The sequence below is a fragment of the Roseibium sediminicola genome, from assembly GCF_023156505.1.
Lineage (GTDB): Bacteria > Pseudomonadota > Alphaproteobacteria > Rhizobiales > Stappiaceae > Roseibium > Roseibium sediminicola.
The window spans coordinates 73,729-93,993 of record NZ_JALNMJ010000004.1 but is presented as its reverse complement, the minus strand read 5'-3'; the positions used below and the strand labels follow the sequence as shown (position 1 = coordinate 93,993).

At 60.9% G+C, this 20,265-nt stretch carries 15 protein-coding genes; 6 read left to right on the top strand and 9 right to left on the bottom strand.

Features of this window, described 5'->3' with window-relative positions:
• Positions 1-52: 52 nt before the first annotated feature.
• Positions 53-349, top strand: a complete 297-nt coding sequence (locus M0H32_RS07680; RefSeq protein WP_248152915.1) for a PAAR domain-containing protein — start codon at positions 53-55, stop codon at positions 347-349.
• Positions 350-427: 78 nt separating this feature from the next.
• Here M0H32_RS07680 and tssH read toward each other — a convergent pair whose 3' ends face one another.
• The 9 genes from tssH to M0H32_RS07635 all read right to left on the bottom strand — a co-directional run bounded on the left by tssH (position 428) and on the right by M0H32_RS07635 (position 12,669).
• Positions 428-3,247: a type VI secretion system ATPase TssH gene (gene tssH / locus M0H32_RS07675; RefSeq protein ID WP_248152913.1), complete on the bottom strand. Its 2,820-nt coding sequence runs from the start codon at positions 3,245-3,247 to the stop codon at positions 428-430.
• A gap of 25 nt (positions 3,248-3,272) precedes the next feature.
• The gene (gene tssG, locus M0H32_RS07670; RefSeq protein ID WP_248152909.1) at positions 3,273-4,886 is read right to left on the bottom strand and encodes a type VI secretion system baseplate subunit TssG; all 1,614 of its coding nucleotides are present in this window, start codon (positions 4,884-4,886) and stop codon (positions 3,273-3,275) included.
• Positions 4,883-6,880: a type VI secretion system baseplate subunit TssF gene (tssF, locus tag M0H32_RS07665; protein ID WP_248152903.1), complete on the bottom strand. Its 1,998-nt coding sequence runs from the start codon at positions 6,878-6,880 to the stop codon at positions 4,883-4,885. The genes tssG and tssF overlap by 4 nt, the downstream gene beginning before the upstream one ends.
• Complete coding sequence (gene tssE / locus M0H32_RS07660) at positions 6,877-7,428, bottom strand: type VI secretion system baseplate subunit TssE (RefSeq protein ID WP_248152899.1); 552 nt, start codon at positions 7,426-7,428, stop codon at positions 6,877-6,879. Before tssE ends, tssF begins: the two co-directional genes overlap by 4 nt.
• 143 nt (positions 7,429-7,571) lie before the next feature.
• Positions 7,572-8,057 (bottom strand): Hcp family type VI secretion system effector, encoded by a 486-nt coding sequence (locus M0H32_RS07655; protein ID WP_248152895.1) that lies wholly within the window; start codon positions 8,055-8,057, stop codon positions 7,572-7,574.
• A 202-nt stretch (positions 8,058-8,259) separates the two neighbouring features.
• Positions 8,260-9,783, bottom strand: coding sequence for a type VI secretion system contractile sheath large subunit (tssC, locus tag M0H32_RS07650; RefSeq protein ID WP_248152893.1), 1,524 nt, complete (start codon positions 9,781-9,783; stop codon positions 8,260-8,262).
• Positions 9,784-10,335, bottom strand: coding sequence for a type VI secretion system contractile sheath small subunit (gene tssB, locus M0H32_RS07645; RefSeq protein WP_248152888.1), 552 nt, complete (start codon positions 10,333-10,335; stop codon positions 9,784-9,786).
• 271 nt (positions 10,336-10,606) lie between these two features.
• Positions 10,607-11,893 (bottom strand): type VI secretion system protein TssA, encoded by a 1,287-nt coding sequence (locus tag M0H32_RS07640; RefSeq protein ID WP_248152886.1) that lies wholly within the window; start codon positions 11,891-11,893, stop codon positions 10,607-10,609.
• 95 nt (positions 11,894-11,988) lie between these two features.
• Positions 11,989-12,669 carry an OmpA family protein gene (locus M0H32_RS07635; RefSeq protein ID WP_248153188.1) on the bottom strand — a complete coding sequence of 227 codons (681 nt, stop codon included), beginning with the start codon at positions 12,667-12,669 and terminating at the stop codon, positions 11,989-11,991.
• A gap of 434 nt (positions 12,670-13,103) precedes the next feature.
• Here M0H32_RS07635 and M0H32_RS07630 point away from each other — a divergent pair, with 434 nt between their 5' ends.
• The 5 genes from M0H32_RS07630 to icmH all read left to right on the top strand — a co-directional run bounded on the left by M0H32_RS07630 (position 13,104) and on the right by icmH (position 20,256).
• A complete protein-coding gene (locus M0H32_RS07630) occupies positions 13,104-14,897 on the top strand; it encodes a type VI secretion system Vgr family protein (protein WP_248152881.1) in 1,794 nt (597 codons plus the stop codon).
• A 48-nt stretch (positions 14,898-14,945) separates the two neighbouring features.
• Positions 14,946-15,542: a DUF6931 family protein gene (locus M0H32_RS07625; protein WP_248152879.1), complete on the top strand. Its 597-nt coding sequence runs from the start codon at positions 14,946-14,948 to the stop codon at positions 15,540-15,542.
• A 22-nt stretch (positions 15,543-15,564) separates the two neighbouring features.
• Positions 15,565-17,271, top strand: coding sequence for a type VI secretion system-associated FHA domain protein TagH (gene tagH / locus M0H32_RS07620; protein ID WP_248152877.1), 1,707 nt, complete (start codon positions 15,565-15,567; stop codon positions 17,269-17,271).
• A 67-nt stretch (positions 17,272-17,338) separates the two neighbouring features.
• Positions 17,339-18,673: a type VI secretion system baseplate subunit TssK gene (tssK, locus tag M0H32_RS07615; protein WP_248152874.1), complete on the top strand. Its 1,335-nt coding sequence runs from the start codon at positions 17,339-17,341 to the stop codon at positions 18,671-18,673.
• A complete protein-coding gene (gene icmH / locus M0H32_RS07610) occupies positions 18,673-20,256 on the top strand; it encodes a type IVB secretion system protein IcmH/DotU (RefSeq protein WP_248152821.1) in 1,584 nt (527 codons plus the stop codon). Before tssK ends, icmH begins: the two co-directional genes overlap by 1 nt.
• The last annotated feature ends 9 nt before the right edge of the window (positions 20,257-20,265 follow it).

The window sequence follows — 20,265 nt, the reverse complement described above, 5'->3', positions numbered from 1 at the left end:
GGAGCAACGTGCTGTATAGTCTGATGAGACCGCAATCTTTCATGAGGCGATCATGTCCCAGCCGGCTGCCCGTTTAGGCGATTTTCATATGTGCACGATGACACCTGTTCCGCCCGGTCTGCCGATCGCGCCCCCCTGCATGGTGAATGTCTTGATCGGCAAACGTCCGGCCGCCCGCCTGACCGATTTATGTATCTGTGTCGGCCCGCCGCCGGCCAATGTTGATCCGATTGTCTTCGGTTCGCCGACTGTGCTTATCGGCAAACTGCCGGCCGCCCGCATGGGCGATCCGACGCTGAAAGGCGGCGTGATCACCACGGGTGAATTCACCGTCCTGATCGGGATCTGACGAAATACGACTTGAATTGCACGAATAACCCCGGCCGGGTCCGTTCCCAGCCGGGGTATTGTTTTTTCAGCAGCTGATTTAACCCGCAGAGCCCATGACGATGTCGATCCCGTCATCACCTGCTTTCAGCGACACTTCCTCGATCTCCTCGCCATTCATCTGCGCCGTCAGGAAGGCGCGCGACAGCTTCGGCAGAAGGTCGTTGGTGATGATGTTGTCGATCATGCGGCCGCCGCTGTCCGGGTCGCGGCACAGCGAGACGATATGGGAGACCACATCCTCGCCATAGGACAGCTTGGCGCCGCGGTTCTGCATGACCCGCTTGACGATGCGGTTGAGCTGCAGGCGGACAATGAAGCCGAGCATCGACGGCGATAGCGGATAATACGGGATGGTGACGATGCGGCCGAGCAGGGCTGGTGGGAACACGTCCAGGAGGGCAGGCCGGAGGGCTTCCGCAAGCTTTTCCGGGTCCGGTGCGTTCGGATCGGTGGCGGCCATGCCTTCGTCGCTGGAGACAGGCGCATCGAGCATGTTGCTGGCCGCATGCATGATGATGTCGGTGCCGACATTGGAGGTCAGCAGGATCAGCGTGTTGCGGAAGTCGATCTTCCTGCCCATGCCGTCTTCCATCCAGCCTTTGTCGAACACCTGGAAGAAGATCTCGTGCACATCCGGATGGGCCTTTTCGACTTCGTCCAGCAGCACCACCGAATAGGGCTTGCGGCGGACCGCTTCCGTCAGGCGTCCGCCTTCGCCATAGCCGACATAACCCGGGGGCGCACCCTTGAGGCCGGAGACCGAATGGGCTTCCTGGAACTCGGACATGTTGATGGTGATCAGGCTTTCCTCGCCGCCATAAAGGGTTTCGGCAAGCGCCAGCGCGGTTTCGGTCTTGCCAACACCGGACGGGCCGCAGAGCATGAACACGCCGATCGGCTTGTCGGGATTGCCGAGCTGGGCACGGCTGGTCTCGATGCGCTTGGCGATCATCGCAAGACCATGGGCCTGGCCGATCACCCGCTTGTTCAGGCTGTCGGTCAGGTTGAGGATGGTCTGCATCTCGTCCTGGACCATGCGGCCGACCGGAATGCCGGTCCAGTCGGAAATGATGCTGGCGACCGCCTCGTCATCGACATAGGCATAGACCATACGGTCGTCTTCCGGGATCTCCGACAATTCGGCCCGCTTGGCGGCAAGCGCCTCGCGGATGGCATCCTCGCTGGAGAGGTCCACATCCATGTCGAGTTCGATCTCGTCGATCGGAACCAGGGCCGGTCCCGCATGTTCGGGATCCTCGATCTCGGCGCTTTCCGGATGCGGGGCCGGTTCGCCGCCCTTCAGCTGGATCAGGGCCTTGTTCAGCCGCCGGATTTCCGCGACCAGCTTGCGCTCGCGTTCCCATGCGGCGCGGACGTCCTCGATCTTGGTCTCTGTGTCCGCGATTGCCGTGTTCAGGACTTCGAGCTTTTCGTCCTGTTCCATGCCGAGTTCGGCGTCGTTGACGAGGGCCTGTTTCTCGGTTTCCAGGAAACCCTTCTTGGCGATCAGGTCGAGCAATCGAGAGGGCTGGGCCGCCTGGGAAATGTTCACTCTGGCGGAAGCCGTGTCGAGCACGCTGACCGCCTTGTCGGGCAGCTGGCGGGCCGGGATGTAGCGGTGCGAAAGGGAAACGGCGGAGCGGACAGCACTGTCGAGAATGCGGACCTGGTGGTGCTCTTCCATCGGCCCGAGCAGCCCGCGCACCATGGCAAAGCATTTTTCTTCATCCGGTTCATCCACCTGGACAGGCTGGAACCGGCGGGTGAGGGCGGGGTCTTTCTCGAAGTGCTGGCGGTATTCCGACCATGTCGTGGCGGCGACCGTGCGCAAGGTACCGCGTGCAAGCGCTGGCTTGAGCAGGTTGGCCGCGTCGCCCGTGCCGGCGGCGCCGCCGGCGCCGATCAGAGTGTGCGCCTCGTCGATGAACAGGATGGTCGGCACGATGGAGCCGTGAACGGCATCGATGACTGCCCGCAGGCGTTTCTCGAATTCGCCCTTCATGGAGGCGCCGGCCTGGAGCAGGCCAAGATCGAGGGCGCAGAGCCGGGTGCCGAGCAGGGCAGGCGGCACGTCGCCGGCAACGATCTTCTGTGCGAAGCCCTCGACAATCGCCGTCTTGCCGACACCTGCCTCGCCGGTCAGGATCGGATTGTTCTGGCGGCGGCGCATCAGCACGTCTACCACCTGGCGGATTTCCTCGTCGCGGCCAACGATCGGGTCGAATTCCTCGGCACGGGCACGGGCGGTGAAGTCAACCGTGAACTGCGACAAGGCATCCTCGCCCGGCCCACCGGGACCCGGCGCTTCGCGCTGTTCGCCCGGAACGGCGGAGGCGGTGGTGGACTTCGGAACGGAGCCGTCAATCGGCCGGGCTCGTGCCTCGCCAGAGCCGTCGACAATCGCATCCAGGTTGCTCGAGATTTCCTCGCGCTTGAGCTTGTTGAAGACGGACGACAGATTGAACAGCTGAGTGCGCGAGGCTTCGTCGCCGAGCACGGAGATGAGCACATAGGCGGAGCGGATCTTGTAGTCGCCAAAGCTAAGCGTGCCGACGAACCAGGCTCCCTCCAGCGCCTCGCGGAAGGGTTTGGACATGGCAGGCAATTCGGTCTGATTGATCTTCAGTTTCTTGATCGAGTCCTGAAGGTCCTTGTCAAGGGTGCCGAGGTCGACATCGAAATGGCGAAGGATCTGGTAGAGGTCCGATTTCTCGTCACGGATCAGGTAATAGAACCAGTGCAGCAGCTCCAGATGCCGGTGGCCCGCGTCCTTGGTCAGCCGCATCGCCTTGTCGAGGCTCTCATAGGCGACCGAATTGATCTTATAGGCAACGTTTTCAACGGTGATGTCAGCCATAATGCAGGACCTTCAGATTTGAGACCTATTGGTAAACGGTTGTGTGCCGGCGCACAGGCCGGAAACGGGTGTCGGTGAGCATGTCCTCTTCCTCCAGCGCGTCGTCCGGTTCCGGCGCCGCTTCCCTTGCAGGTTTCAGCCAGCCGATATGGCCAAGTGTCGCTGAATTATTGCTATCCATTTTGACTGCTGAGGCACAGCTTTTGGGCAGGGCCAGTTCAATTTCGTATTCGGTCTCGAGACCCAGATAGAAATCGATGAGATCGAAGAGCTTTTCGGTCCACGGATTGGGTTTTGTCCGGGTCGGCGGCAGGAATTTCCGGTATTCCTCCAGCGAGCGTGTGAAGATCCGGATGCGGATCTTGTCGCTCACGCTGTAGACCTTGGCGCCGACGATGGTGTCGGCTCCGAGCTGGCCGGCGCCGCCCGGACCGAAGCCGCCCAGTTTCAGCTGGTCGTCCCGGTCGAGATGCAGCCAGGTGCCGACGCATTGGTCGATCTCGACCTTCACGCCGAAAACGCCTGTGATCAGGGCCTTGAGCCGGATCGCGCTCTTGGTCTTGGAGGAGGCGAGGCCGGCATAAAGCAGCTTCAGGCGGTCGTCGATGCCGTCGAGTTCGCGGAAGATCGGTGAACCGATGCCGATGGACGATCCGAGATAGGCCAGAAAGCGGTCGTCATCCGGCCGGTCGTGCTGAACGATCGGTCTGGCGTCGGCCCAGGCCCGGAAGAACAGTTGCACGAAGCGGTTGTTGAAGACGTCCAGGAAACGGGGAAAACTGTCCTCGCCCTTGAGCCCGCTCATGATGGCTTCGTCGGTATAGGCGGCAGGCAGGGCGCCCTGGGGCCCAAGCAGGCCCAGAAACCGTTCCAGCAGCACCAGGCCGCCATCTCTGTCACGTGTCGCGCGTTCAATCGTGGACGGCGCGAATTCGCTCGACGGGTCCTGACCGAAACGGACGATGTCCTCCATCAGCCGCCGGCTCTTTCCGATCCGCGGCGGGGCCGGCTCGTCGGCCTTTTTCGGGTCCATGCCCTTTGAAGCGCCGCCGGGGGCGGTCTGGCCTTCCAGCATGCGCAGAACCGCCAGAAGATCGTGGCCGCCCGGGTGCTTTTCAATCCGGTCGCTCAACGCAGCCAGCAGCGAAGCGTATTGCTGCTGGACCGGAACCTCGATCCTCTGCGCTTCCGGCGGAACGGTGTTCTCCTCGGAAGACGTTTCCTCAGTCAAGATGCCGTCGGGCTCATGTTCAGTCGGAGCGTCAGCAGTGGCAGCGACAAAAGACTCCGGCCCGGTTGGTGCGTCCAGTTCCGACTGGCCGTCATTGTCGTCGGCCGCATCGGATGCCGAAGGCGCTACCTCGATTTCCTTGACCTTTGAGGGCGATTTAATCGCGGGCGATAAAGTCGTTTTGTCGCCTTTGTGTCCGAGGCCGTCCGGGGCGGCGTCTCCTTGGCCAGTGTCTTCCGGCTCTTGTTCCGACGCGGGAGACAAGTGGGAGGCCGGTCTCTCTCCGGATTCGGCCGGTTCCTCCGATGACGGCCAGATGGATGGACCGGCTCCCTTGCCGGGCCTCACCACGGTCTTGTCGGCGGCCGCGTGGTCTTCAACCAGATCGTCGTCGTCCGACTTGGTCATAGGATCCCCTTGGCACCGATCCTGGGCGGCCATTTCATGATGACGCCACGCTCGGTGGTCGCAATGACACATTGGGTGAAATGATTGATGGAGGCATATTCTGCGACAAACCGGTCGAGGACGGCGCCCATGAGAAACGCGCTGGCGCCTTCAAAGGCCTTGTCGTCGAGGGTGATGGTCACCTCCAGGCCGCGGGCGACACCCGTCCCGGATTTCTGCTGCAGCCTGCGCACGACAGGGCGTGTGGAGACCGAGCGGACAGATTGGGCTTGCCGGTCGGCGGCATTGTCCGAGAGCGGCGCGAAGACGCTGAGGATGTCCTTGAACGAGCGGCCGTCCTTGCCGGCGCCGTCGAGCACCAGTCCGGTGTGATTGAGCGCCAGAATGTTGATCAGGCGCCAGGCAATGGCGCCCGAATGGCCTTCTTCGCCCAGGCGCTCGTTATAGGACAGCAGTGGCGGCCTCGGTGAGGTCGGTCCGGCGACGCACTCCACCTTGAGCCCGACATCTTCAAGAATGCGGAAGTCGCCGCCGGCGGATTTGTCGGCGTTGGACCCGACCGGCAGATCCGCAGCCAGCGCGCGATTGGAAGCCATCACTTTCAATGACAGCTCCGCGAGACGCTTTTCACCGCGCTGCAAGAGCGCAGCCGCCTGGGCGCCGCTGGAAATCGTGATGAAGGTCTCCGTGCCCACATACGAAACCGGCTGCTGACGGCGCAATTCGCTCGAGGATTGCCGGCGCGGCAGTCGGCGGATGGTGTAGAACCATTCGTGTCCGGCCTTTTCGGTGTCCGGTGCAACGCTGTAAAGCGGATCGACCGGGCGTTTTTCTCCGCCGGAGAAATGCGCGTTGACCTCTGTGACGGAATGGACCTCATAGTCCAGCGGCCGGGTCCTGTCCGTGATGACCGCGAATTCGTGCTGGCCCTTCTTGATCGGTACTCGGTCTGTCTGGCGCTCGAACAGATTGACCGCGGGAGCCGAATGCAATGCGAAGATCTTGCCTTCCACATGCGCGGGCAGGCGCGAGTCGGCTTCATCGAAGACAAAGACGATGTCAAAGGACTTGGCCCTGACCCGGTCGAGATACCGTCGCAGGCCCGTCAGGCGGAAGCCGAGGAAACTGCGTGGGAAGTTGAAATAGTCGCGCAGGTAATCGAAGCCGGTGAAGAGACGCAGGTCATTGTGGAGCAGAGCATCTTCTTCGTCGAAGCCCAGTTGCTCGATGGCACTTACCGGCAGCCGTTGCAGGGTTGCCTGGCCATAGGGGTCCTCGGTGCGCAGATAGAGCGTGATCGTGTGGCCGAAGATCTGTTCATAGACCTTGGCGGCAAGGCCAAGCGGCCCGATCAAACGCACCGGCAGGTCGTCGATACGGCAGCCGGCCACCTGGAATTCCGGCTTCTTCATCGCCTCTTCCGCGGAGACCTCGTTCTCCGGGTCCTCCGCCATACGATGCGTCAGCGAAATCGACAGGCCGGCGCGGGCGCGCCGGTCCTCGGCCATGTCCGCTCCAAGACCGGAGATCTGCGCCGCGGAACTCAAATATTTTGCACCCGTGAGCTCAAGCGGGGTCAGGGTTATCGGCGAGGTCAGGGTGAAGCGGCAGCGCACTTCGCCCTGACGCTCCCGGAAGACGGCCTCCATTGGAGCATGCCTGTCGATCTTGAGGCCGTTGCGCAGGTTGGCGTCGCCATATTTGGGTGTCACGCGGGCAAGGACCATGGACGGGATCGGGGCGAGGGCGGTCGGGTAGAGCTGTTCGAACAGGTTGGAGGTGAATTCGGCGAATTCGTGCTTCATTTTCAACTGCACGCGCGCCGACAGAAAGGCCGTGCCTTCCAAAAGGCCGGACAGCATCGGATCGGAACGGTCCTCCAGGAGCCCCCCCAGACGCTCGGCAACGGCGGGATAAGCCTCAGCAAAAGCGGCACCCTGTTCGCGCAGATAAATCAGTTCCTGATTGTAGAGATCCAGAAATTCCCGGTTCATGCGGTTGCCCCGATAATCTTGATCCGGCCAAAGGCGGGATCGACGTCGGCAATAAATTCGCTGCCGATCCTGATCGGATCGCAGCGGATTTCAGCCTTGATCAAGAACCGTACCTTGAACGTGTCGCTTTCAATACTGTCGTCGCGCTGCACCTGCAAAGTGCGCGGATCCATGCGCGGTTCAAACCGGATCAGGGCCTGGCGGATGTCTTCAGCGAGTCGGTCTATGCGCACCGTGTCGACGATATGGACGGACAGATCCGGGAGTCCGAAATTCAGGATCGAGGTCTCGACTTCCGGATAGTCGGACAGGTCCTGCGTGGAATTGAGATTTACGGTGTTGAGAAGAGCCTGCAGATCGCGGCGGACCTCGGAGAGCAGGGTATGTTCGGAAACGCCGTAGGATCTGGAAAGACGGCGGCCGGAGCGCAGGTTGCGGCCCTTGGAGGCCTCCTTCTGCCGGGCCTGAGCGGCCTTGTAGTCCGGATCTTCGATTGCCCGGAACGCCCACATCAGCGGGGAATGCATCTTCACGGTTGATTTAGCCATCGGCCATGCCCACGCTGATTGCCACCCCTGAATTCAAGCTGTGTGTCGTCTGAAGGTTCTCAAAACATGTTGCACCCGCAAGCGCGGGGCCTTGAAAAAGCATGGCTGCCGTGCGGTGCGCGGCAGCCATGTCGGTCGAAACCTTATTTCTTTTCGTTTGCGGCGATGTCCCAGGCAAATTCCGGGGCCGCGCCCTTGGAACCGTCCGGCTTCTGTTCGGTGTAGATATATTTGTACTCACCGAAGTTCAGGGTGCAGCTTTCCGTGATGCGGTCATCGGAACCGCTGCCACCGGTCGAGACATTGGTGACGATAATGTCCTTCATCTCGATCTTGATATATTCCAGCGGGCTGTCACCGGCAGCCTTGCGAACGAACAAGGTGCCTTTGGTAATGTGTTTGCCGGTGGAAACATGCTGCAGCAGCACCGGGGTCGACTTGTCGACATATTTGGTGATGCTCAGGTCCTGAAAATGGGCCTTGCCAGAGCCGGAGCCGCCGCCCATGTGGGTGGTGCCGGACTGGGACGCGCCCCAGGACCAGGACAGAACGTCAATCTTGTCCTTATGGGTCTTGTCCTGAGCTTCGCCTTTGATGCCTTCAAGTTCCAGAAAAAAATCGACAGCCATTTCAATAGATCCTCTTGGTTGTTGACGGCCAGACCGGCTGGTCTGGCTTTAGTCTGATATTCCTGACAACTACCTCGGACCTCACGGTCCAAACCCCTGGACGCCAAAGCGCCTGTTTGTACCTCCGCCCGGTGGAACCGGACTTGCATCCAATTGGGATGCCTGCCGAGGGCGGGCTGCCGCCCTCCGGCAATTCGTGGTGTTAGCTTCCGTCTTGCGGAATGCGGGACGCCAGGCTCATGCCGATGTCCATGCCTTCCAGCTGGTAGTGCGGACGCAGGAAGAACTGGGCCCGGTAGTAACCGGGGTTTTCCTCGTCGGGCACGATCGTGACCTTGGCTTCGCGAAGCGGCTTGCGCGCCTTGGTTTCCTCGGTCGAATTGTCCGGATCGCCGTCGACGTAGTCCATGATCCAGTCGTTCAGCCAGCGCTGCAGCTGCGGCGCTTCCTTGGTCGAGCCGATCTTGTTGCGCACCATCACCTTGAGGTAGTGGGCGAACCGGGTGGTCGCGAACATGTAGGGCAGCCGCGCCGACAGATTGTCCGATGCGGTCGCATCCTTGCCGTCCGGTCCGGAGAACTGGCGCGGTTTGAACACGGACTGCGCTCCCAGGAACGCGGCCTGGTCGGTGTTCTTGCGGTGGATCAGCGGGATCAGGCCAAGGCGGGAGATTTCATGCTCGCGCCGGTCTGAAATCGCTATTTCCGCCGGACATTTCTGGTCGACACCGCCGTCATCCGTTTCGAAGACATGGGTCGGCAGTTCCTCGACCAGACCGCCGCTTTCTACGCCACGGATCCGGACCGTCCAGCCGTATTCCTTGTAGGCCCGGTTGACATTGGCCGCCATCGCATAGGCGGAGTTCATCCAGGCGTAATTGTTGTGGGTGTCCTCGCCGAATTCCTCCTCGAAGGCGAATTCCTCGACCGGGTCGGACTTGGCGCCGTAAGGCTGACGGGCCAGCACTCGCGGCATGGTCAGACCCAGGTAACGGGCATCTTCCGATTCCCGGAGCGTCCGCCACTGGGCGTGGATCTCCGTGTCGAAAATCTTCGACAGGTCGCGTTTCGCCGGCAGTTCCGTCCAGCTGTCCATTTGCATCAGCTGCGGATTGGCCGCTGCAAGGAACGGTGCATGAGCAGCTGCCGAAATCTTCGCCATGCCGCGCAGGACGGTGATGTCCTGAGGGTCATAGGAGAATTCGTAGTCTCCGACGAGACAGCCATAGGGCTGGCCGCCAAGCTGGCCGAATTCAGCTTCGTAGATCTGCTTGAACAGCGGGCTCTGGTCCCATTTGGCACCACGATAGCTCTTGAAGACACCCGCCAGTTCCTTCTTCGAAATGTTCAGGAACTGCAGTTTCAGCGTTGCATCGGTCTCCGACTGGTGAACCAAATAGTCCAGGCCGCGCCAGGCGCTTTCCAGCTTCTGGAATTCCGGCGCGTGGATGATCTCGTTGACCTGGGAGGTCAGCTTTTCATCCAGCTTGGCGATCATTTCGTCGATCGTGTCGTAGACATCGTCCTTGATCAGGGCCTGATCCGACAGGGCCTCTGCGAGGAAGGTCGACATTGCGTTGTCAACCAGCTGGTTCGCCGTATCGTTTTCGTCCTTGATGCGGAAATTCTGTTTCAGGATCGAAGCAAACTCTTCGGGACTGTTTTCCGAAGTGGCTTCGCCGGCAGCTGCGCCGCTTGTTTGGGCGCTGGTATCGGTGTTGCTCATTTATGCCTCCTCTTTGCCGTCGTCAGCCGATGCATCACCGGGCTGCTTTCTTTCGGCTTCGATCTTCTGAGCAAGGGCTTCCATCAAGGCCGGATCCCGGGTCAGCTCCTCCAGCTGCGAGATCGCCTGAACGCGGCCGTCCATCATGGTGCGCAACGCGGCCAGGCTGCGGCGCGCGTCCAGCAACTTCTTCAGGGCCGGAACCTGTTCGGCGACCTTGCCGGGAGTGAAGTCATCCATGTTCTTGAAGCGCAGCTGGACACTCATCTTGGAGTTGTCCTCGCCGGACAGCTTGTCTTTCACCGTGAAGGTCGTGCCGGGTTCGATGGCCTCCATGCGCTTGGTGAAATTGTCCATGTCGATGTCGAGAAGCTTGCGGTCGTCAATGTCGGGTTTTTCGACACCGGGGCTGTCGCCTGACAGATCGGCCATGATGCCCATGACAAACGGCAGCTCGACTTTCTGTTCCGCGTCAAACGGATCTTCGTAGAAAATGTGGACCCTCGGAGGTCTGTTGCGCTTGATAAAGCTTTGCCCGCTATTCGATGCCATTGTACTTGCCTTTCATTTCCTTGGCCCGCGCAAAACTGGGCCAGCTTTAGTCAAATACTCACGCAGCGATGTTGGTCTTTGTTTTTTTCTTATGTCTGCGTTTGATCTCTTGGGTATCTATGTACTTCGATTATTTGGGATTGGAAGTGATCACAGTCACATGATAGCTGGTTTAAATTTTTCTTTCGAATATTGAGGACCCGTTGATCGATTGTGTCAAGAATGAACCTGGGAACTCTAGGGAATGCGATTCGCTGTCACCTCACTCGGTTCAGTCGCCTTCCGGACGCAAGAACAGGTTGAGCAGGCCGGTGAATGAGCCGGAACTCATGTTTTGGGCCTCTTCGAGAAGAAGCGGGATCGGGCTGGTCGGCTCATTGGTCGAATAATAGCCCTTGACGGCGCCGATGCCCTTCATGGCGTCGGACCGGTTCTCGATCACCAGCACAGAAAAGCCGTCGATGTCGCCGAGGTCCGGATCGTCGTTTTCGTTGAGATCGATCAACCTGTCATTGGAGAGTTGCAGGCCACTGGTGCCGAGCAGAAGCGCAACGTCATCGAAGCGGCGCGGCATCAGGATCTTCAGAGCGTCCAGATAGGACTTGCCGACGAGGCCGCGCGCTTCACGGACCAGGAAGAGGGCCGGGTGGGACGGCTCCCGTGAGGCGAAATAGTCCTCGACCGCGTCCAGAATCAGTTTGGCCTGGGCGGCGTTGCGAATGTCCTGCTGCTCCGCCGGGGAGGTGTCGGCGGCGCCGGCACCCGTGTCCGCCTGTGTGTCGCCGTCGCTGTCCTCGGCGTCTTCCGGCGCGATCCGGCCAAGCCGGGTGTTGAGCTCCGTGTTCATTTGCCGAAGCAATATTGACAGAGCCTCGTAATTCGGGGGCGCCGCCTTGGCATCGGCCGCCTTGAGCTTTTCCGTGCAGACGCTGGAAATGGCCTCAAGCTCGTCCGGCAGGTCCGCCAGATCCGTGAGCACCTCGTCAATGGCGTCCTGTTCCAGTTCTCCGGATGTCAGCGCGGCTTCGATGGCGCCGAGGGAAATCGTGTGTTCGTCGGGACGCGCGGTCGTATCACCCGCCGCAATTTGAATCGCACGATAACTGATCGGCCCGGTTCGCCGGGTTTTCAGAAGCGGCGCGGCTTCCAGGGGCAATACAACGGCGGGACGGTTGTTGAGCGCCTCGAGCGCGCCGATCCGTTCCATATGGCCGAAATCCGCGTCCATCGGATGGACTTCGTCCCAATGGTTTTCGAGCAGTCTACGCATGATCCGCACGGCATTGGCGAATGTGTGAAGCTGGCCTGCGAGAATGCCGAACTGAGCCAGCAGGATCAGCAGGCGCAGGTCCCGGGACTGTTTCAGGAACCCGTCCATCTGTTTGAAAATGTCGGTGAACTCGATTTCCGAGCGGTCAAATTCGCTGAAGCGTTCCGGCAGCAGCTCTTCGCAGGAATCGAGCAGAGCAGCAAAGGCCGGCTCGGTATCATAAAGATCGGGGCCGCATCCAGCGCCCGGAGAAATTTCGGAGCCGTATGTGTCCGGATCAAAACTCATTGGTGCTCCCCGCCCAAAATCCGTCCCGAGCCTCCCGCCGGGAAATTCAAAGTCTCTGGCCGGCGCCAGCGCCGGCCAGACAGATGCTCGGGCTGTTACTGCTCGAGGACCAGCTTGCTCTCGACCCGACGATTGGCCGGATCATTGACGTCGGCAACCTTGGGTCTGGTTTCGCCATAGGCGACGGTTTTCAGGCGATCGCGGCCGACGCCGAGCGTGATCAGGAACTGGGTGACGGCCTGGGCCCTGTCCTCGGAGAGGCGCTGGTTGTAGCTTTCAGAGCCGATGCCGTCCGTATGGCCCTCGATCACGAACCTGGCGCCGGCGATGTCGGCATCGTTGATGCCCTTGGCGAATTCGCGAAGATTGGCCTTGGCCGCCGGGCTCAGCCGAGCGGAAGCGTATTCGAATGACACCAACAGGTTAAAGGCGTCGTCGATTGCCTTGGTCTCGGGATCGACCACCATCGGGGCCTCGGCAGTGGCGGTTGCCTCGCCGTCGGCATTTTCCTTGGTAACGGCGATCTGGCCGCCTTCCTGTTTTGCGGCGTTCGGATTGCACTCGTCTCGCGTGCCGATGCACAGTGCGCGCGTGGTGCCTGTCGCCTTCAGGGACCGGGTCTTCAGCTGCTTGAAGTGCTTGGTGACTTCGTCGGCCGAATAGGTCGGGTCCTGGGCGGACGCGGGCGGCGCCATGCCGCCAATGGCGACGGTGAATGCTGTTGCCAAAAGGATCCGGCGCAGCGTCATTTTGTTCAGGTCAAACTTGGCTTTCATCTGGGTCACGATCTCAATCCTCCCTGGTGGAGTGTTCGAATGCGTTTCGCATCGGGCTTCGAAATGTATCGTGCCATATCGGTGGAATATTAGTGTGGCGAAAGTCACTAAAGTGCGTTTTGATGTCAGTATGTCGGTTTGTGAGGAAGAAGCAAGAGGAGACCCGCGAGAATGACGTTGCTGAGCGGGCTAATTAGTTTTCGGGGTTCCTTGGAGAATTAACGGTCAGTTGGGGAAGGAAGACGGTGCCGCTCCGTCACACAAGCGTCGGTCGTCTAAAGTATTTGCAACAATTGTGTTCTTGAGCACATTATTTTTTGCGGAAACGACATAGGTACTGAAAGACGACAGCGTTTTGGTCTGTCCCGTCAGGAACCGCAGTATTTCCGAGGAGAGCTTTCGTGGCCGTAGGACAACTCAGACAGAAACAGCGAATGGCCGAACTGACATCGGTCTTTGGCAAGGATGAGCTTTCCATTGTCACCATCGAGTGCGACGAAGGCTTGAGCGAAGATTTTGAAATCCGGATAGAAGTCGTCAGCCAAAAGGAAGACCTGGATTTCGATCAGGCCATCGCCACGCATATGACCGTCAAGGTGGTCACCAACAACGGCGATACCCGCTATTTCGACGGCCTGCTGACGGATGCGAGATGGCTCGGCTACAGGGATGCCTATTACGTCTATAAGCTTACGTTGAAACCCTGGTTCTGGCTGCTCACCAAGAATGCCAATTGCCGCATCTTCAAGGACAAGTCGGCGCCGGACATCATTTCCGAGGTGCTTGGCGAACACGACTTTTCCGATCATCGCAAGAACCTTACCGAGAGCTACGACCCGATCCACTACTGCGTCCAGTATCGGGAATCGGACTACAATTTTTGCCGCCGGTTGATGGAAGAGTTTGGCATCTCCTATTTCTTCGAACACCAAAACGGCAAACACACCATGATCCTGGCCGACGCCAAATCGTCCTACAGCCCGATCGTCGGTGACAGCACCATTCCGTTCATCCCGATCGGCGGCGAGAGCCAGCGCGACGAGGAGCACATTTATCACTGGGTACCGACGCGCCGATTCCTCACTGGCAAGTTCGCGATGAACGACTACGATTTCGAGAAGCCGAGCGCGTCCCTGGAAGCGGACCGCGACGCCGGTTCGGCCTATCGTGCCGGCTCGCTGGAGCACTACGACTATCCGGGCCGCTACACGGAAAAGGACAAGGGCACCACGTTGTCCAAGATCCGCCTGGAAGCCGAACAGGCTGCCGACAAGCGGATCGAGACGGCCGGTGAAGTGCCGCGGTTGTTCGCCGGTGGCCTGTTCACCCTGAAGGACCACCCCCACGGACCGCAGAACAAGGAACATCTGGTTGTCCGCGCGAGCCACCAGATCATCACGGAACAATACCGGACCGGAGGCGGCGGCGCGCAGGGAGAGGCCTATACCGGGACCTATGACGTGCTGGCCTCCGACATTCCCTTTCGAACGCCGGCCGTCACGCGCAAGCCGCGCATTCCCGGACCCCAGACGGCAAAAGTCGTGGGGCAAGGCGAAATCGATGTGGACGAATACGGTCAGATCATGGTCGAATTTCACTGGGACCGCGACAAGACGCAATCTCGGCGGGTGCGTGTGGCTCAGGTGTGGTCCGGCAACAATTGGGGCGGCATTTATATCCCGCGTGTAGGCCAGGAGGTGATTGTACAATTCCTGGAAGGTGACCCGGACCAGCCGATCATCGTCGGAACGGTCTATAATGCGGAGAACATGCCGCCATATTCCCTGCCGGGTGAAAAAAACAAGGCCGGTATCAAGTCCGATTCGACCGTCGGCGGCGGCGGTTACAACGAATTCGTCATGGACGACTCGAAAGGCCAGGAGCTCATCGGGGTTCACGCCCAGAAAGACATGGATACCGTTATCGAGAACAACGAGACACTCTACGTCAAGAACTGCCGTGAAACCAAGATAGATGTCGACCGGACCGAAGAAGTCGGCATGAACACGACCGAGAAGATCGGCTTCAACTGGAAAGTGGAAGCCGGAACGATGATCGAGTTCAAATGCGGCGCCAGCAAGATCACCATGACGCCGGCATCAATCGAGATAAAATCGGTGATGATCGATGTGAAGGCCTCGGCTGTTCTGAATGCGAAAGGCACCATGACCAATGTCACAGGCAGCGCACTGCTGAAGCTGAAGGGCGGGCTTGTGATGATCAATTGACGCGGCAGTCCCAACCATGCGGCAAGAACAACAAACGGAGTAGAGCAGATGGGATCACGTATCCGCTTTACCAAGGCGAAGCAGGTATTTGAGGCATATCCGGAATTGGCCGATTCGGTCAGCGAACCCTCAGGGGACGTTGCTCCGGGGGAGTATGCGCTCGAGCTTGAACAGGGCGAGGAACCGCTCAAGGCGATCGAGTATTTCGCCCATGTCCTGCCGAAGCGCGAATCTGTCTGGTGGGGCATGAAGTGTGTCGCCGGGCTCGACGGAGCACAGAGCGAAAAGGACCGGAAGGTTCTGGAACTCAGCGAGACCTGGGTGCGGGAAGGCGACGAGGATGCGCGGGCAGCCGTTCATGCGGCGGCCGAAGCAGCCAAGGCGGACAGCGCGGCCGTCTGGATCGGATTCGCTGCCGGATGGTCCGGTGGTTCACTGTCCCCCAACGCCGAACACAGGGTCGATATGCCGGATGACCTGACCGCAAAGGCCGTTAATGCCGCGGTGATGATCGCGCTCGGGTCCCTTGCGCCCGCCGAACGCCAGGAAGCGGTGAAGTCCTGCCTGTCCGCCGGGTTGTCTTTTGCCGGCGGCAGCCCCATGCCCGTCGTAAGCTACAAGAGCCAGGCGCCGGTGACCTCCTAGAAGATAAGGGAATTCTGCGGGAATGCGTATCACTCTCCAGATCGAGAATGTCGACCGGCTCGATACCGGCGGTCAGCTTTCCTATAGCTGCGCCGACCGCGGGTTCGATATCGGCCGGCATGAACATCTCGACTGGAGCCTGCCGGACCCGCAGCGGGTGATCTCGGGCAAGCATTGCGAAGTGCGGTTCGAAGGCGGTCAGTTCGTCCTATATGATTTCTCCACCAATGGCACGTTTCTGAACGGCAGTCAGACACGGATGGACAAGGCGCATGTCCTGCGGACCGGCGACCGGATTATGATCGGTGACTATATCATCGCCGTGACCCTGGAGGCCTCTGCCGCTCAGGCGCCCGTCTCTAGCGCTCCGTCACCGGTGTCGTCACAACCCTGGACCACACCGCAGCCTGAACCCGTTTCGGCCGGCTCTGCCTGGCCGGGAGCCGCTGCCCCGCAATCGCCTTACCCCGCCGACGCGGGCGGAGGCGGGCCCTGGGCATCGCCGGGCGCCGGTATGGAAGGGCGCCATGCGCCGCCATCGCTCGATCCGGGCATCGGTACACCAGCCGATTCCGTCTGGGGTCAGCAGGGGCATGGCGGCGGCGGTGCCGATCCGGTCTATTACGATCCGCAAGCGCAGCAGCCGGCGCGCGAACAGGCCCGTCCGGCTCAGGCCGACCCGCTCGATCATCTGGCCCAACAGGCGCATCTTTATCCGGAACCGTCCGCGTCTTCAGGCCCCACGGAGAGTGCCCAGCCGCCCGCATTCCCTCCAGCACCGTCAGACAGCGGTCCGTCGCCGGAGCCTTTGTTCCAGATGCCCGACATGGAGACATCGGGCGCTTCTCAGGTTGAGAGTGTCACTGCCGGTGCAAGTCCGGTGGCGGAACCGGCCGCATCACCTTTTCCGGATGCCCCAATTGCGGCGGCACCGGTTGCGGATGCGCCCGTCTGGCCGACCGCCGAACCGTCGGCACCCGCCGCGGCTTCACCTATCGCTCAGCCCGAACCGGAACCGGCCGGGGAGGTAGCCGAGCCCCAACCGGCAGCCGAAGCTTCGCAATCTACCGGGGAACCCGCCCCCAAACCGGACAGTCTGGCGCCGTCGAGCCCTTCGCCGGCGGTTTCCGCCGATGCCGTCGATTTTCTCAAGGCGTTCGCGGAAGGGGCGGGTCTGTCGCCCGACGCGCTCAAGGGACGCGATCCCGAAGCTTTCGCCAGGGAACTCGGCGCGGTTCTCAATGGCATTACGGGCGATCTGATGGGCCTTCTCCAGGCGCGCAGTCAGGTCAAGGCGATGACCCGCAATGCCAACCGCACGCTGATCATGCGAAGCGGCAACAATGCATTGAAATTCTCGCCGACCGCGCAAATGGCGCTGCAGACCATGCTGTCGCCCCGGGCCGAAGAGGACGGTTATCTGCCGATCTCAAAGGCCATGTCCGCGGCCTTCAAGGACATTCAGAAACATCACGTGTGGACTTACGCGGCCATGCAAAAGGCCGCCGCCCGGTTCGAAGCGACCTTGTCGCCGAAGGCAGTCGAGGCGGAGGGGCAGGTCGCCAAGAGCACATTCGGAAACCAGAAAGCCAAGCTCTGGGAAAAAATGGAGGAGCGCTGGGCGTCTCTGACGCAGTCCTATGACGATGGTCTGGTCGGCGTGTTCACGCAGTATTTCACCGAAAGTTATGAAGACATGAGCGGTGACGACATGGGGTCGCCGAACTGACGTTTTGACAGAGTTTTGCAAGTGACGGGCGCGTTTGCGCCGACAGAGTTCAGGGAGCGGTGCCTTTATGTCGTGGTATAGTAAGGTTGCATGGACGGAAGGCCTGTTTCTGCGGCCACACCACCTTCAGCAGAGCGACCGGTACGCGGAACATCTGCTTGACGAACGCGTCCGCCTTGCCTCCGCCTATCCCTGGGGATTTTCGGAACTGGAGATCGATCAGGATGTCGGTCAGCAATGCCGCTTTGCACTGCGCTACGGGCGCGGCATCTTTCCCGATGGCACAGTCTTCAACTTCCCGGCGGACGGAACCCCGCCGCCGGCCATCGACGTGCCGGAAGACGCTGCCGGGCAGATCGTCTGGCTGGGCATTCCCGAAACCACCGTCAACGCTGTCGAGGTGGCCAATGGCCGCGACGACGCGGCAACGCGCTACGTGCAGGACCGGGAAACGATCATCGACTCCACTTCGGCTATCCGCCAGGAAGAGGAAATCGATGTTGCTCATCCGCGGCTGATGTATTCGATCCGTTCGACGCCTCATCCGGGCCAGGTCTGCCTGCCGGTGGCCCGGATCACCGAAATCAAGGACCGGATCGTCATCACCGACGGAGCCTTCGCGCCGCCGGTCCTGGCCTGCCATGTTCATCCGGCGGTGACCGGCTGGATCGACGCCGTGATCGGCTGGGTCGAACGCAAGCTCACCGAACTGGCGCGCTATGCGGCCGACACGTCCGCCGGCGGCGGTCTGCAGAATTTCGACTATCTGACCTTGCAGATGCTCAACAGGATCTACCCACTGCTGATGCACTTGCGCAAATCCGCCTATGTGCATCCAGAGCGGCTTTATTCGGAGTTTCTGCAGATCGCAGGCGAGCTCGCAACCTTTGCCACGGAAGAACGCCGTGCGAGAAACTATCCTGTTTACGACCACGACAAGCTGCATGACATCTTCAAGCCGGTGCTGGCGGACATCCAGGCGTTTCTGTCGGCGGGTTACGACCGACGGGCGATCCGGCTGCCGCTGGAACAGCTTGCCCCCAATGCTTTCAAGTCCACGGTGGTCGACCGCAATCTGTTCTCTCAGGCAAGCTTCGTAATCGAAGTCGCGGCACGGCGGCCGCTGACCGAAATCCAGAACGAGTTTCCCAAGCTGTTCAAGGTCGGTCCGTTCGGCCAGATGCGGCAGATCGTCTATTCAAACCTGCCGGGCATTCCGCTGATCCACATGCCGGTGCCGCCGGCGCAGATCCGCGCGCTGACCGACAGGGTTTATTTCCGGCTCGACAAGACGACGCCGCTCTGGCGCGAGTTCAGCCAGGATTCGGCGATCGGTCTTCAGTTTTCCGGCAACTGGCCGGATCTGCAGCTTGAATTCTACGCCATCAGGGAGGGCCGCTGATGTCGGACGAAGACGATCCCTTCGGCGTTTCCAAGCGCAAGGGCAAAACCATTGTCATGCCCAATCCGGGCGGACGCTGGAGCGAGGGCCAGTCGGCGGGGCCGACGGCTCCGGGCGGACAACCCCAGCCGCCGCCGCAACAGCCCGCGCCCGGTCAACCGCAGCCGCCGCCCGCACCACAGGGCGCGCCGGACCCCTGGCAAACCGGCGGGGGCAGGGGTGATCCCTATGCGCCGACCCCCGCGGGCTATGAATATGGCCAGCAACAGGCGCCTGATCTCAGAACGCCGCCGCCCGATCCGGCTGCCGCGGCGCCGCAGCCGCCACAAGCACCGGCGCAAGGCGCCGGCCAGCTGGCACATACGCCGGATATCAACCAGATACGGGTCGCCAATCGCAATCCGATTTCGCGCGCCGCCGCGCCTTTGCTTCTGCTCCTTGGCCGTTTGCACCTGACAATGACCGATGCGCAGTTCGATCAACTGATGCGCGACGTCTATAACGCCATCAAGACCTTCGAAAAGGATCTGCGCAGCGCCGGCATCACCGACGATCAGATCCGTTCCGCCGCCTATGCGCTCTGTGCCACATCCGATGACATCGTCCAGAACCTGCCGTCCGCCGGCCGTCATCAGTGGACGCAATATTCCATGCTGACGCAGTTTTTTGGCCAGGCCACCGGCGGTGTCGAATTCTTCCAGCTTCTGGATAAGGCCAAGCAGGATCCGGGCCGCAATTTCGGTGTACTGGAAGTCATGCATGCCTGCCTGTCGCTCGGCTTTTACGGCAAGTACCGGGCGATACAGGGCGGACAGCAAGGATTGGAGCGGGAGCGCCGCGACCTTCATGAGATCCTGCGCCGCGTCCGGCCGCGTCCGGGCGACGACCTGTCACCACATTGGCGCGGACTGGATCTTCTGCAAAGACGGACGGGGTTTTCCGTTCCGATCTGGTCGGTCGCCGCGGTCGCCGCATCCCTGCTTCTGGGCGGCTATGTGACCCTGATGCTGCTTCTGGCCAGCGGAAGCGAAGTGGTCGCGGGCCGCGCGGCGGCGCTTTACTCGACCGGTCCGATCGAACTCGCGCGCGAAGGCTATCAGCCCAAACCGCCACCGGCACCGCCACCGCCCGAAGACGCGCCGATCGACACGGTTTCCGCGGAGCTTTCCGGTCTCGACGGACTCGAGATCCAGCAGGCCGGACCGGGGATCATGCTGCGCATGCGCGCCCAGTTCGATGTGGCCGCCGCGACCTTGCGGCCCGAGTTCCAGCTGCTGGTCGAACAGGTCAGCCGGACACTGGACAAAGTCGATGGAGAGATTCTCGTGGTCGGCCACACGGACAGCGATCCGATCCGCAACAACCCGCGCTTTCCGACCAACTGGCACCTGTCTGTTGAACGGGCCACGTCGGTTGCGGAGGTGATGAAGTCGATCCTGCAGACGCCCGACCGGGTGCAGGTGGAGGGGCGCGGCGCGGATGAACCGATCGCCCCCAACACCACGCGGGACGGCAAGGCGCTGAACCGTCGTGTGGAAGTTTTCCTGAAGCCGCCGTCGGGCGGGTTGGTGATCAACAACTAGACCCGGAAC

Bases quoted from the DNA above. Each gene is read 5' to 3' on its own strand.
- M0H32_RS07680 (WP_248152915.1), top strand. From the start codon at position 53: ATGTCCCAGCCGGCTGCCCGTTTAGGCGATTTTCATATGTGCACGATG.
- tssH (WP_248152913.1), bottom strand. From the start codon at position 3,247: ATGGCTGACATCACCGTTGAAAACGTTGCCTATAAGATCAATTCGGTC.
- tssG (WP_248152909.1), bottom strand. From the start codon at position 4,886: ATGACCAAGTCGGACGACGACGATCTGGTTGAAGACCACGCGGCCGCC.
- tssF (WP_248152903.1), bottom strand. From the start codon at position 6,880: ATGAACCGGGAATTTCTGGATCTCTACAATCAGGAACTGATTTATCTG.
- tssE (WP_248152899.1), bottom strand. From the start codon at position 7,428: ATGGCTAAATCAACCGTGAAGATGCATTCCCCGCTGATGTGGGCGTTC.
- M0H32_RS07655 (WP_248152895.1), bottom strand. From the start codon at position 8,057: ATGGCTGTCGATTTTTTTCTGGAACTTGAAGGCATCAAAGGCGAAGCT.
- tssC (WP_248152893.1), bottom strand. From the start codon at position 9,783: ATGAGCAACACCGATACCAGCGCCCAAACAAGCGGCGCAGCTGCCGGC.
- tssB (WP_248152888.1), bottom strand. From the start codon at position 10,335: ATGGCATCGAATAGCGGGCAAAGCTTTATCAAGCGCAACAGACCTCCG.
- M0H32_RS07640 (WP_248152886.1), bottom strand. From the start codon at position 11,893: ATGAGTTTTGATCCGGACACATACGGCTCCGAAATTTCTCCGGGCGCT.
- M0H32_RS07635 (WP_248153188.1), bottom strand. From the start codon at position 12,669: ATGAAAGCCAAGTTTGACCTGAACAAAATGACGCTGCGCCGGATCCTT.
- M0H32_RS07630 (WP_248152881.1), top strand. From the start codon at position 13,104: ATGGCCGAACTGACATCGGTCTTTGGCAAGGATGAGCTTTCCATTGTC.
- M0H32_RS07625 (WP_248152879.1), top strand. From the start codon at position 14,946: ATGGGATCACGTATCCGCTTTACCAAGGCGAAGCAGGTATTTGAGGCA.
- tagH (WP_248152877.1), top strand. From the start codon at position 15,565: ATGCGTATCACTCTCCAGATCGAGAATGTCGACCGGCTCGATACCGGC.
- tssK (WP_248152874.1), top strand. From the start codon at position 17,339: ATGTCGTGGTATAGTAAGGTTGCATGGACGGAAGGCCTGTTTCTGCGG.
- icmH (WP_248152821.1), top strand. From the start codon at position 18,673: ATGTCGGACGAAGACGATCCCTTCGGCGTTTCCAAGCGCAAGGGCAAA.